This window comes from Erwinia sp. S38 (assembly GCF_016624545.1).
Lineage (GTDB): Bacteria > Pseudomonadota > Gammaproteobacteria > Enterobacterales > Enterobacteriaceae > Erwinia > Erwinia coffeiphila.
This window is the reverse complement of sequence record NZ_JACVTS010000032.1, coordinates 1-13,102: the sequence shown is the minus strand read 5'-3', so window position 1 is coordinate 13,102 and position 13,102 is coordinate 1. Positions and strand designations below refer to the sequence as shown.

General features: G+C 47.7%; 11 protein-coding genes. All 11 read left to right on the top strand.

The annotated features are described in order from the left end of the window. The first annotated feature begins 4 nt into the window (after nucleotides 1-4). The gene (hcp, locus tag IBT46_RS24925; protein ID WP_200547861.1) at nucleotides 5-496 is read left to right on the top strand and encodes a type VI secretion system effector Hcp; all 492 of its coding nucleotides are present in this window, start codon (nucleotides 5-7) and stop codon (nucleotides 494-496) included. A 178-nt stretch (nucleotides 497-674) separates the two neighbouring features. Further along, nucleotides 675-3,338 (top strand): type VI secretion system ATPase TssH, encoded by a 2,664-nt coding sequence (gene tssH / locus IBT46_RS24920; RefSeq protein WP_200547860.1) that lies wholly within the window; start codon nucleotides 675-677, stop codon nucleotides 3,336-3,338. Continuing rightward, nucleotides 3,335-5,689, top strand: a complete 2,355-nt coding sequence (locus IBT46_RS24915) for a type VI secretion system Vgr family protein (RefSeq protein WP_200547859.1) — start codon at nucleotides 3,335-3,337, stop codon at nucleotides 5,687-5,689. The genes tssH and IBT46_RS24915 overlap by 4 nt, the downstream gene beginning before the upstream one ends. A 14-nt stretch (nucleotides 5,690-5,703) precedes the next feature. Continuing rightward, nucleotides 5,704-7,977, top strand: a complete 2,274-nt coding sequence (locus IBT46_RS24910) for a M23 family metallopeptidase (protein WP_200547858.1) — start codon at nucleotides 5,704-5,706, stop codon at nucleotides 7,975-7,977. After that, nucleotides 7,974-8,396 carry a hypothetical protein gene (locus tag IBT46_RS24905; protein WP_200547876.1) on the top strand — a complete coding sequence of 141 codons (423 nt, stop codon included), beginning with the start codon at nucleotides 7,974-7,976 and terminating at the stop codon, nucleotides 8,394-8,396. Before IBT46_RS24910 ends, IBT46_RS24905 begins: the two co-directional genes overlap by 4 nt. A gap of 64 nt (nucleotides 8,397-8,460) precedes the next feature. Further along, nucleotides 8,461-9,216, top strand: a complete 756-nt coding sequence (locus IBT46_RS24900; protein WP_200547857.1) for a hypothetical protein — start codon at nucleotides 8,461-8,463, stop codon at nucleotides 9,214-9,216. 4 nt (nucleotides 9,217-9,220) lie between these two features. Then, nucleotides 9,221-9,343: a hypothetical protein gene (locus IBT46_RS27620; RefSeq protein WP_255567245.1), complete on the top strand. Its 123-nt coding sequence runs from the start codon at nucleotides 9,221-9,223 to the stop codon at nucleotides 9,341-9,343. Between the two features lie 681 nt (nucleotides 9,344-10,024). Continuing rightward, the gene (locus tag IBT46_RS24895) at nucleotides 10,025-10,492 is read left to right on the top strand and encodes a hypothetical protein (protein ID WP_200547856.1); all 468 of its coding nucleotides are present in this window, start codon (nucleotides 10,025-10,027) and stop codon (nucleotides 10,490-10,492) included. A 198-nt stretch (nucleotides 10,493-10,690) separates the two neighbouring features. Next, nucleotides 10,691-11,011: a hypothetical protein gene (locus tag IBT46_RS24890; RefSeq protein ID WP_200547855.1), complete on the top strand. Its 321-nt coding sequence runs from the start codon at nucleotides 10,691-10,693 to the stop codon at nucleotides 11,009-11,011. 941 nt (nucleotides 11,012-11,952) lie between these two features. Beyond that, entirely contained in the window at nucleotides 11,953-12,318 is a 366-nt protein-coding gene (locus tag IBT46_RS24885) for a peptidoglycan recognition family protein (protein WP_200547854.1), read from the top strand. A 46-nt stretch (nucleotides 12,319-12,364) separates the two neighbouring features. Further along, the gene (locus IBT46_RS24880) at nucleotides 12,365-12,688 is read left to right on the top strand and encodes a hypothetical protein (protein WP_200547853.1); all 324 of its coding nucleotides are present in this window, start codon (nucleotides 12,365-12,367) and stop codon (nucleotides 12,686-12,688) included. Nucleotides 12,689-13,102 lie beyond the last annotated feature (414 nt).

The window sequence follows — 13,102 nt, the reverse complement described above, 5'->3', positions numbered from 1 at the left end:
TTTCATGGCAATTCCTGTTTACCTTTGGCTAAAAGACGACGGCGGTGCGGACATCAAAGGGTCCGTTGACGTACAGGATCGTGAAGGCAGCATTGAGATCGTGGCCCAGGAACACAACCTGTACATCCCGACCGATAACAACACCGGTAAGCTGACCGGTACTCGTATCCACACCCCGTTCCTGTTCACCAAGGAAATCGATGCGTCCAGCCCGTACCTGTATAAGGCCGTCACCACCGGGCAGACCCTTAAATCTGCGGAGTTCCGCTGGTATCGCATCAACGATGCAGGCCAGGAAGTGGAGTATTTCAATACCAAACTGGAAAACGTCAAGCTGGTGAAAGTGAATCCGAAGATGCATGACATCAAGGACCCCGCCTACGAGAAGCACAACCATCTCGAACAGATCGAGCTGCGTTACGAAAAAATCACCTGGACCTACAAAGACGGCAACATCATTCATTCCGATTCCTGGAATGAACGCGCCACGGCGTAAGTCTCCGGCGGGCAGATTTCCTGTCCGCCTTTTTTGTTTTTGCCGAACGCCTGTGGTTACGGGCGTTCAGCAAAAATAACCCTATGGAAATTCGACCTGATGCGCTTTGAGTTCTTTGCATAAAGAGAAGCGATGGGCGGTAGCGTGCCTAAAGGTCCCTGACAGCGAGTTAACTAACATGGAAAACCCCGCAATTCTCCTGCGTCGTCTCAACCCTTACTGTGCCCGCGCGATGGAAGGTGCAGCGTCATTGTGCCAGACCCGCGCTCACGCAGAAATTTTGCCGGAACACTGGCTGCTGAAGTTGTTGGAGCAGGGGGAGGGCGATCTGACGGTGCTGGCGCGCCGCTATGAGTGGGACATGGACGGGATGTGGCAGTCGCTGCTGGACTGGCTGGATAGCCTGCCGCGTTCGGTGCGCGGACGCCCGCAGCTGTCAGAGAATCTCCAGTCGCTGATGCAGCAAGCCTGGCTGCGGGCGTCGCTGGCGGGGGAAGAAAGTATTCGCAGCATTCATCTGCTGATGGTGCTGATCGACAAACCGAAAACGGTGCGCTGCGACGGGCTATGGCCGCTGCTGACCCTGGGTCAAATACAGCTGGAACGCCTGCGCCCGCTGCTGGACAGGCAGTCGGACGAGCGCCCGGAAGTCCAGCAGGAAGCGGAGCTGGCACGTATCCCGGCAACGGAAGAAACGATCGCCACTGCGGCTGACGGCACAGTGAACCATGAGAACGCGTTGTCTCCCGCACTGCAGAATGCGCTGGATAAATTCACCCTTGATGTGACCACAAAAGCGCGGGAGGGAAAAATCGACCCGGTATTTGGCCGCGATACTGAAATCCGCCAGATGGTGGATATCCTTTCCCGCCGCCGTAAAAACAATCCGATTCTGGTGGGCGAGCCGGGCGTAGGTAAAACGGCGCTGGTGGAGGGACTGGCGCTGCGGATTGCTGAAGGTAACGTACCGGAGAGCCTGAAGCCGGTCAGCCTGCGTACGCTCGATCTTGGACTGTTACAGGCCGGTGCGGGGGTAAAAGGTGAATTTGAGCAGCGGCTGAAAAACGTCATTACTGCGGTACAGCAGTCACTCGCGCCGGTACTGCTGTTTATCGATGAAGCACACACGATAATCGGTGCCGGTAACCAGGCGGGCGGCGCGGACGCGGCTAACCTGCTGAAACCGGCGCTGGCGCGCGGCGAATTGCGCACCATCGCTGCAACTACGTGGAGCGAATACAAACAGTATTTCGAACGCGATGCGGCCCTGGAGCGCCGCTTCCAGCGGGTTTTAGTGGACGAGCCGGATGATGAGACCGCCTGCCTGATGCTTCGCGGTCTGAAATCCCGCTACGCGGAGCATCACGGCGTTTATATCACCGATGATGCGGTACGCGCGGCCGTCACGCTTTCCCGCCGTTACCTTACCGGGCGACAGCTGCCGGATAAAGCGGTGGATCTGCTGGATACCGCGGCTGCCCGCGTGCGGATGAGCCTGGATACGCTGCCGGAAGCGATTGTGCATCTGCAAGCGCAGATAACCGCACTGGAGCTGGAGGAACTGGCGCTGCGGGAAGATATTGCCGCTGGCAGCCCTCCGCAAAGCGAACGGTTGCACGACATTGCCCATCAGCGTGAGCGTCTCAGCGCAACCCTGCAACATTCGCAGGCGCGACTGGCGGATGAAAAAAGCCTGGTGCAGCAGCTGATTGCGCATCGCCAGCAGGCCGGTTCGACGGATGCAGCAGGCTTACGGCAGCAGCTGGCCAGCCTGCAACAGGACGAGGCCCTGATTCAGCTGGATGTGGATAGCCGTACGGTAGCAGGCGTAATCGCTGACTGGACCGGCGTGCCGCTCTCTTCTCTGATGAAGAATGAACAGACAGAACTGCTCAATCTGGAAGCGGAGATGGCGCGGCGCGTAATAGGCCAGGATGCGGCACTGAATGCGATTGCCCAACGACTGCGTGCGGCCAAAACCGGGCTGACCCCGGAAAATGGCCCGCAGGGGGTATTTCTGCTGGTGGGCCCGAGCGGCGTGGGCAAAACCGAGACCGCGCTGGTTCTGGCCGATGTGCTCTACGGCGGTGAGAAATCGCTGATTACCATCAACCTTTCCGAATATCAGGAACCGCATACCGTTTCGCAGTTAAAAGGCTCACCGCCGGGGTACGTCGGTTACGGACAGGGGGGCATTCTGACCGAAGCGGTGCGTAAACGCCCCTATAGCATTGTGCTGCTGGATGAGGTTGAAAAAGCTCATCGCGACGTGATGAACCTGTTCTATCAGGTGTTCGACCGTGGATTTATGCGTGATGGCGAAGGGCGTGAAATCGACTTCCGCAATACGGTGATCCTGATGACTTCAAATCTGGGTAGCGATGCGCTGATGCAACTGTTGCAGGAACAGCCGGAAGCCACAGAAAGCGATTTGCATCAGCTGCTGCGCCCGGTGCTGCGCGACCACTTCCAGCCCGCGCTACTGGCACGCTTCCAGACGGTAATTTACCGATCGCTGGCACAGGAACCGATGCGTGCGATCGTCCGGGTTAAGCTCGAACAGGTTAGCAAGCGCTTGCATCGGCACTATGGGCTGAAAACACACATTGCCGACAGCCTTTACAACGCACTGACCGCCGCCTGCCTGCTGCCGGACACCGGGGCGCGCAACGTGGACAGCCTGTTAAACCAGCAGATCCTGCCAGTGCTGAGCCAGCAACTACTGGTGCATATGGCGGCGAAGCATAAGCCACAAACGCTGACGCTCGGCTGGGATGACGACGACGGGATCGTGATGGAGTTTGATGGTGAAACGGCAGAAGCACAAGGAGAGCAGCCATGAGTGCAGCACCGCTTAGCGTGGCGTTCAGCCACAGCCACCACCTGCTGGCGGTACGCGGCTGCGATGCGGATCTGGACGTGCTGGTCTTTGAAGGCCGGGAGGCATTAAACCAGCCGTTCAGTTACCGCATTGAGTTCACCAGCAGCCAGCATGCCATCAGCAGGGAAAGCATGCTGCTGAAACCGGCGTCGCTGACGCTGCAGGCCCCGGTGGATCAGGGCCGGGGGATTAAAATCCAGCAGCCGGTGCGGGTGATCCAGGGCGTGGTGACGGGGTTTGACCGCCTCAGCACCTCAAAAGATGAGACGCGCTATGCCCTGACGCTGCAGCCCCGGCTGGCGCTGCTGGACCGCTCGCACCAGAACGCCATTTATCAGGACATGTCGGTGCCGCAAATCGTGGAGAAAATCCTGCGCGAGCGCCACGACATGCGCGGTCAGGATTTCCTGTTCTCGCTGGTGCAGGACTATCCGCGCCGCGAGCAGGTGATGCAGTACGGCGAAGACGACCTGCACTTTATCCGCCGTCTGCTGGGGGAAGTGGGTATCTGGTTCCGCTTCACCACCGACACGCGGCTGAACATTGACGTGGTGGAGTTTTACGACAGCCGGCAGGGCTGTGAGCCGGGCCTGACCCTGCCCTCGGTCCCGCCGTCGGGCCAGCATTCCGTGGGCGTGGACTCGGTGTGGAACATGGAAAGCCATCACCGGGTGGTGCAGAAACAGGTCAGCACCCGGGATTACAACTACCGCCGGGCCACGGAAGACATGAACACGCAGGTGGATGTCACGCGCGGCGACCCGACCACCTGGGGTGATGCCTACCATTATGCCGACAACTACCTGACGCCGGGCAGTGCGCACGACCGCAACCCGGCCCCGGAGACCGGCGCATTCTATGCCCGCATCCGCCATGAACGCTACCTGAACGGGCAGACGCAGATCCGTGCCACCAGCAGCAGCCCGACGCTCTCTCCGGGGCAGGTGCTGAAGGTGACCGGGGGTGATGAAGTGGCGGCGGTGTTTGCTGACGGCGTGGTTATCACGGCGATAAACAGCCACGCGCGCCGTGACGCCGACTTTACCGTGCATGTTGACGGCATCCCGGACGGCACCGACTTCAGCTTTCGCCCGGCACCCGGCTCCCGTCCGGTGATGGCCGGTACGCTGCCGGCCCGGGTGACCAGCACCACGCCTAACGATACCTACGGCCATATTGATAAAGACGGCCGTTACCGGGTGAACATGCTGTTTGACCGCGACGGCTGGGAAAGCGGGTTCGAAAGCCTGTGGGTACGCCAGTCGCGGCCGTACGCGGGGGATACATACGGCCTGCACCTGCCGCTGCTGGCGGGGACGGAAGTGGCGATAGGCTTTGAGGACGGCAACCCGGACCGGCCGTACATTGCCGGGGTGCTGCACGACTCGGCGCACGGCGACCACGTCACCATCCGTAACTACAGACGTAACGTGCTGCGTACGCCATCGAATAACAAAATCCGGCTGGATGATAACCGCGGGCAGGAACACATCAAGGTTTCGACGGAGTACGGCGGCAAAAGCCAGCTGAACCTGGGTCACCTGGTGGACAGCGAGCGGCAGAAGCGGGGCGAAGGTTTTGAGCTGCGGACGGACAGCTGGGGTGCGATACGGGCGCAGAAGGGGATATTTATCTCGGCGGATGGCCAGGCGAAGGCACAGGGTGAGGTGCTGGAGATGGGGGCGGCGGTCAGTAATCTGGCTGAGGCCCGTGAGCAGATGTCTGCCATTTCAGAGGATGCACAGACGGCGAGCGCGAATCCGGCGGATCTTCAGGCGCAAATCAGACTGCTGGAACAGCAACTGACGGATCTTAAGAAATCGGTGCTGTTGATGAGCGCGCCGGACGGCATTGCGCTTACAAGCGGAGAGCACCTGCAGGTATCGGCAGGTCAGAACCTGACAGCCACAGCCGGAAAGAATGCGGACGTCAGCGTGGTGAAGAATCTGTTTATCGGGGGCGGTCATGCCCTGAGTGTGTTTGTACGCAAGATGGGTATCAGACTCATTGCGAACCAGGGGCCGGTAAAAATACAGGCACAGAACGACCTGATGGCGCTGATCGCCCGCGGCGAACTCAGCGTCACCAGCACCGAAGATGAAATCCATATTACTGCGAAGAAAAAAGTGACGATAAACGGTGGCGGAAGTTATATCACCCTTGATGTGAATGGTATTGAATCGGCCACTCAGGGGGAGTACCGGACCAGGGCCGGGCATTACGGGCGAAAAGCTAAGGCCAGTGAGCCAAAAGACTTCCCGAATGTGGCACCTGAAACCACAGAATCTTCCAGTAAATTCAGCTTTTCCTGACAGGGAGTCACAACATGATTATCAGTCCTCCGTTTCTGAGAGATAAAGATGCCACTCAGTCTGACGCAGACTGGATTGAAGCGATGATGCCAGTCAACTCTCGCCGGGGATACCCTCTCAATGCCTCAGAGTCCTGGCACGGGGGTATCCATATATCACATACGGATGCAGGTACAACGCCGGAGAAAGTGAGGGCAATCGCTGACGGGACCGTGGTGTCGTTCCGCAAGCCCTCCCCGCCAGAGAAAAGAGACCAGTTTCCGCTGAAGTATGCCCCCGTCAGGGGAACGGATGATGGCTATGTTTTACTGAAGCATGAGACGGAAATTGGTTCCGGCGAGGACGGTAAGGTCGTTTTTTACTCCCTGTATATGCATCTGAAGTTTCTGGAGTCCGGGATAAAAGCTAACGCCAGAATTTACCGGAAAGACCCACTGGGCTCTTCCGGAATGTGTGACGGGCGAAATGAATTCCACTTCCAGGTTTTCTGCGACGATAACAACATCAGTAAACTGACAGGCAGAAAAACGAAGGAGCTGGATATTTCGAAAGACGGCCGCACTGATGCGGTTTACGGTGATATCCATTTTTACCTGCCGGCAGGCACAACGTTTTACGACAAAGCACCCGCGAACAACAGTACTTCCACAACCGGTATGTCTGAACGCCATACCAGTCATGTGCCTCTGTATGTCAGTATGACTCTGGCACAGGGCAGCTGTACGATGGTGACCCGGCAAAAGAATACGCAGACTGACGGGAAATATGACCTGCTGGGCGAGTCGCTGGTTAACGCCGATGGTGAAGATTACGAATACAATCTTTATAAAACCGCGATGCGGAATTATAAGCAGAGCCCGAGTGCCGGGTTTGAGTTGCTTCGTTTTGGCCGGGTTATCAATATGGAAAATGAAACACTGGTACCGGCAGACGCACCATTATGGATGACGGTCAGGTATCCGGGTGGAGCCGGAGTGGTCAATCTTGCCGCTCCCGGTATTAAAAAGTTCAGCGATGCAGATTTCCCCCACTGGACGGGATGGCTGCTGGTTGATGATGACAACGATACCCACAGTCAGTGTAATTCGGCGATCATCAGAAAGTTGCAGGAAGCGGGCAGTTACGAAGCTCAAAGCAACAGGCTAATCTGCTGCTTACCATTCGAGTGGGAAAAAAGCACCATAGATGCCAGGTATAAATGGCTGATGACCGGTCTGCCCTGGGAGCAGTGTAAGCCGGAAAAAACGGCCATATGGACGGTACCGGGGACACAGGAAACGAAGGACCGTGTACTCATGAGTGAAGAGGATTACGGCAGGTTTAAGCAACACGCTGAGGCGTTGTGCTTTGATTCCGGAGTTCTTGGTAGCGGAAGACTGTGGCATATAGAACCGAAGGCATTTATCCAACAATTTCGGAAATGCGGGTGGTTGAGTAAGCGAGAGTTAAAACAATTGATTCCATTGAATGGTCTAAGTGGGCAGAATTGGAGCAGTATTTCATACAATGATGCGGAAAGTAGTACTGCTGACAGGATATATACCTCTCTAAATAAAACGATGCAGAAATATTTAATAAATACACCTCTGCGGATTGCTTGTTTCCTGGGGAATGCAATACAAGAAACAGCTTGGCTAAGCACCACTCATGAATTTTATAAGTATACAGAGAGAGACCGGCATACAAGGCAAGTAACTAGACAATATAATATCTGGTATTATCCATGGCATGGGCGAGGTTTATTGCAGCTAACTAATCCTGAAAATTATTTCAATTATTTTAGTTTTAGGGGGTTGGTTTATTCTGCAAGTATCAAGAATAGGATTTCGGCTGAATATGAAAGACTTTACCGTAATAGTTCGCTCCGTTATACAGATAACCACCTTGGAGACGAATCAAATACTGATCTTCCAAATAACGTTATTGAATGGCGAAACAATGTAGATGAATCTGACTATGAGCCCACCGATAGCGCTGGTTTTTATTGGTGTTCAAGCAAAATGGCAAAGTATTCGGATTCTGAACACGAATTGGAAAGGTGCACTATAAGAACAAACGCGGGAGTAAAGGTTTATTATCGTAGCCAAGCGTTTTGGAAGGCCAGCGCCGCAGTTAACCTCCCAGGGCGTATTAGTGATACTAATTACAGAGGTTTGAACGGCTTTGATACTCGTTGTTGTGTCTATGGAAGTGCTATTTCTGTACTCACAGAGATGAAATTTCCGAATGATAATCGTGACGTTGTGCTTGAAATTCCTGAATCAAATCAACTTAGGAGAGAGAAATGAATAAGTTAATGCCATTTACAATCGTTTTTTGGGGAATGTTGACCATCAACGTTTACGCACAAGATATGGTGTTTAAATGCTCAACTCCAAATAATAAAGAAATATCACTTTATCAAGATGGCGATATTCTTACATACCGGTTCGGTAAGGATAGCTCAAAGCCAGATATTGAGATTAAGAGAAGTTTGCAAAGATTGAATATAACTCAAGAAATACCAGTGGGTACAGGTTTGAATAGCACTGTGGAGTTTAAAAATGGAATTTATAGTTATACAGTTAATGAAAGCTTAAATAGAGTTAGTGAAGAGCATGAATCAACAGCATGGCTAGATGTAAAAAAAAATGGTGATATTATAAGCTCAGTGGATTGTAATATAGATAATGGTTCTTTATTCGATATAAACACCAACTACAAGTGATACATTTAACTGTGCATGAAATCATCAGGTAGCTGGTAATGCCTTTAATCAATAGAAGTTTTTGGTGATTTCTTCAAAGGAAGAGCTGGCACAAATCTACCCAGACAAGCTTTATCCGACTAAATCACTTGAAAAAATCGGTACAACGCCGGATGAAGTTAGAGAAAAATACAGAGTAATTATAAATCATTGTCTTGAAAAGTACTCTGTTGTCACCGCGACAAGAAAAGCTCATTTCTTTGGGCAAGGTGCCATTGAATCGGGAATGCTTTCGTTAATGATTGAGGGTTCTGCAAGCTTTGCGAAAAATCCTTTGCACGCTAGTTTTGCATCTGAGGAGAATGGATACTATAACCCTGCACCAGGCGGATATCTTGATTATTTAAATGGTCGTTTAGGTAATATAGAGTTAGGGGATGGTCCCAAATTTAGAGGGCGAGGAATGAAGCAGCTTACCGGTCGGGAGAATTATAGTAAATATTGGGGGTATAGAGGATGGTTAGATCTGCAGAAATACCCCATGAGCTACAAAGGTTTTATACATCAGTGGTGGAGCCCAGTAAATTTAGCCAAAGCGCCTACGATTGCCGAACCGCAACTTCTATCTACAGTCCCGTATAACTGCATCGATGCAGGATGTTGGTATCGGATTGCAGGCTCTCGCTCGGCAGGGTTTAGGCCAATAAATGCAAAAGTAAAAGAAATCGATATATCCTTTGAGCATTCACGATTTATTACTCATGCCATCAATGGCGGGTATGCTGCTGATGAATTTCGCTGGAAACAAACTACTCGAATTGCAAAAATTTTGATGGATTAATTATATGAAAATGATTATTGCAATAACTCCGCTATTTTTATTATCTATTCAGGTAAGTGCACTTGATGTTGAATTAAAAGGGAGTGATACAGTTGCTATTAAGTCTGGTGCCACTCTAAAAAAATAAAATTAGATACTGTAATCAACGGTTATAACGTCAAATGCGATGGTTCTAAAATTTTTATATGGGGTAAGCCAAAGAAGCTAAATGAAGATAGTCCTCAGGATACTAATATTATCTTGTTGGACATGGTGCATAACTATAAAAAATATGAGCAAGGCCTTAGCGAAGGAATCTTTGAGGTTGATTATCTTAAAAAAGGTGATTATGCCTACGTTGGCAGCAATCAAGGAGCCTTCATTAATCTATTCAATGGGCACCTGAAAGAGGTTACCTCTGAATTTGATCCCTCAGATGAAAACAACTTCGAGTCCTGTAAAAAAAATGAATCCTGGGTGTTTAAAAGGTACCCATAATTTATTTTTCGGTGATTTTTCCACACAGTAGTGGTATACAATGTGTTAAATATGGTTGCTACAGATAGTATTCTCGCTCAATGAATGTGCCAATAGCATTTCTATTGATTTCGAGTACCCGAGAGTCTTCATGTGCGATCGTTTCAGCTTGTTGCAGAAGTTCCTGTGTTTTTTATTAGCACCTCAGCTCTCCTGTGGGCTGTGTATTTTGGCCTCGTATATGTATATGATCTTTACAGGACAGTAAGGCAAATAGCTTTGATGTTCGATTTTTTATTGTCTGCAGATGGACAGGCCGGGTGTTTATAAGCAAACTGCAAATGAACTCTAGTTGTACGGGGAAACCAAAATAGGCATTCTGAATATTTCGCCTGGGGATGGATGTAGTCACCCGAAAGGAGCATTCTATGATGATTACGGCAGAGAAACAGTATCAGGTTTGGATTGGATTACATTAGCTAGTTTGAGGGATTCTGAAAATTCAATTATGAGTTACGATGAAGTGGATGATCAGGTCTCTGGTATAACAATGTTGGGGAAGTTGACTGAATGGTTCGATAAGGCCGGATATGAGAAAGTATTCGATAACATTAGCCTTTCACATGCTAATGAGACAGATATAGTAAGACTTAATTCTTTTGCTAAACAAGGGTACAGAGTTGTAACCTTCATATCTGCTGAGATATTAAAAGGATGGGCAATGGTGACTCATCGTCAAAGAACCACTGGATCGTTTGGGATGAGCCTGTCTGTAAGGTTGATGGCGGAAGTATTACTTCTAAAGATAGTGATGAATTAATTGAAATAAAGCTTTTCTCTTGGTGGAGAGTTTATTGTAAAATAAAATAAAATAAAATAAAATAAAATAAAATAAAATAAAAAATCAGTCTTAACTACTTTTCCCAACATGTTTTTGGATGGTTGGTTTTTAAATCAGTAAAATAAGCATGAAAAAATTAATTGTGCTCATCATTTTTTTTTAGATTATGAAAGTTCTATGCCGAAGTTTTATCCTGAAGGAAGTGAACTTCCTGAAGGATATGTTGGGAAGAACTATTCGTCTGAAATTGAAATAACTAATACTATTTTATTTAAGGACAATGTCGGAGTGACTATATCACCTCCGGGAGTTGGTTTAAAACGGATGCCGAAAGTGAATGCTTTGAAAGTTGGGGGAAGAGAAAGGGAAGAAGAAGATTATCACCATATAATAATTATGGGTAGGACTAAGTTAAAGTTGGATATGTTAATTCATATTAATGGGTGTTCTATGGGGGCGACAACACCAGGAGGTGAAATAGATAAAAACATAAAATAAAAATAAATTAAAAAGAGTTTATTGTTTTTTTAAGTGTGAGATTTTTGCGGAAATAATATTTTTTTGGAGCTGGACTTTCAAACTATTGAACTAAATGAAATATTTTATCTGCATTATGATTTTTATTGTACCTGGTTGCTCTGTACTCACTCAGTAATCCTATCTGAAAAATAATATTAAAGATGCAACAATTAATCACAAATGCCAAGATGTCATTGAAATAAAAGATGTGGCTATTGATGAACTCAGCATTTCGGTAAGTATAATCCCAAACAAATCAGGGCTGGTATGGATTCAGGAGAAATAAAAAATAGTTTTTTGTGGAGAGGGTGGAGTAAAAAAAGATTACCACCGCCTCATCATAGTTGGGGGACCGAAAAAGTCAGGTGATTATCGCGTAACTGTTTCTTGGGTTACGCTTGGTACAATGTATTCCGGTAAAGACTTTTATAAGTAATATACGATAAAGATCAAGCAGTAACTTACTTAATGCATACCTGTTTTTCTAGAGCATAATTTCTCTGCCGATGTGAAATGTGAAGGAATACAATGAGCACTAATCCTACGATAGAATTCATTTAATTTTATTTCACCAAAGAAAGAGATTTTCTTGGATGATGAGGTTATGTCAGGTGATGATGATTTAAAGAGTAATGATTTTAATTCAGAATTTACAGTGTTATCGGCGCAGAAATTAGATAAAAAAATCATGAAATTATTCCTCTTCAGTTAAATAATAGAGCCGCAGTGCGGAAAGCGATAATATCAGGAGTGAGAAAGAGTGGATATGTATTCAAAACTCGGTCGGACTGGAAGGCCAGTGATAGCCAGAAAGTATCCCATGACTGAAATTATACTAAAGTCGCCATTCATAATGCTGGAAATAGTTATTCATGTTCAGATTCGAATGATGATAAAATAAAAAAATTGAAGAAGAGCATATGAATAACTTTAACCAGTTTGGTTATCATTATGCTGTTGGATGCGATGGTGAAATTTTTGAAGGGCAGGATATAAGGAATAAAGGTGCTCACATAAGTTTTGGCAATACATCTATTATAGGAATTGTATTAATGTCTGACATAGATGAACAATGGTGGGATCTTGATGATGTGGTAACTCCTTTGCAAGAAAAGGCAGTAAAAGAAATTATATCCACGCTGCTTAACTATTTTAATATTACGGAACTTGGTGGGCACAAGGAACATCAGGTTTTTTACCGTAATCCCAAAAAGCCTAACGAAGTAATCGAAAGATCCTGCCCTGGTAATTTAGGTATGGAGTTTGTTGGGAAATTGAGAAAATAATTTAATCTGGGTAAACCAACTAAATATAAAAAACCTAGGGGGAGATATGGGTAATGCTAACAGGTTAAATTATTGTTGGGTCGCTTTCATAATGGCATTAATATTGTCCATTTCATGGTTTTTTGTTGGTGTTGAGCAGGTATCTGGTGAATTCAAGGAAGATACAGAATATGTCTTTTTTATTAAAAAGCATATGAGTGCAAAAATTTTTTTCGTTGATCCAACAAATTGCAATGCAGGTTGTGATACACCATTACTTAGTAATTTAAATGAAGAAAAAATCAAGCAGTTCTCAGATTATTGTTTTTATAGATATGATTTATCTTCTGAAGAGAATTGTTATAACATGTTGTATAGAATTAATGACTGAATTAGCATAGGAATAAACTGTGAAAGGTACATTATTTATATAGTGGTTGATTTATTTTTAGTTAGGCTAAAGAATAGGTCCTTAATAGCCAGGGCTTAACTGTAAGTGGTTTGATGTTATTTATTTTAAGTGGGTGAGTGTAATAAGTATTTATGGCTTGATGAAGTGCGTAACTATTGTTGCATATTATCAGCAGATATGAAAAGTTGGGCGCGAATTAACAATCCATTTTGGCAAGGACTTTCATAAGGAATATTCGATAAAAATTAAGAAATAATTAACTTAATTAATTCATGCCTGTTTTTCTAGAGCATAATTTCTCTGCCGATGTGAAGGAATACAATGAGCACTAATCCTACGATAAAATTCAGCCACAGCCACCACCTGCTGGCGGTACGCGGCTGTGATGCGGAT

Coding starts and splice junctions, on each gene's coding strand:
- IBT46_RS24910 (WP_200547858.1), top strand. CDS start 5,704: ATGATTATCAGTCCTCCGTTTCTGAGAGATAAAGATGCCACTCAGTCT.
- IBT46_RS24880 (WP_200547853.1), top strand. CDS start 12,365: ATGGGTAATGCTAACAGGTTAAATTATTGTTGGGTCGCTTTCATAATG.
- IBT46_RS24915 (WP_200547859.1), top strand. CDS start 3,335: ATGAGTGCAGCACCGCTTAGCGTGGCGTTCAGCCACAGCCACCACCTG.
- tssH (WP_200547860.1), top strand. CDS start 675: ATGGAAAACCCCGCAATTCTCCTGCGTCGTCTCAACCCTTACTGTGCC.
- IBT46_RS27620 (WP_255567245.1), top strand. CDS start 9,221: ATGAAAATGATTATTGCAATAACTCCGCTATTTTTATTATCTATTCAG.
- hcp (WP_200547861.1), top strand. CDS start 5: ATGGCAATTCCTGTTTACCTTTGGCTAAAAGACGACGGCGGTGCGGAC.
- IBT46_RS24885 (WP_200547854.1), top strand. CDS start 11,953: ATGAATAACTTTAACCAGTTTGGTTATCATTATGCTGTTGGATGCGAT.
- IBT46_RS24905 (WP_200547876.1), top strand. CDS start 7,974: ATGAATAAGTTAATGCCATTTACAATCGTTTTTTGGGGAATGTTGACC.
- IBT46_RS24890 (WP_200547855.1), top strand. CDS start 10,691: ATGCCGAAGTTTTATCCTGAAGGAAGTGAACTTCCTGAAGGATATGTT.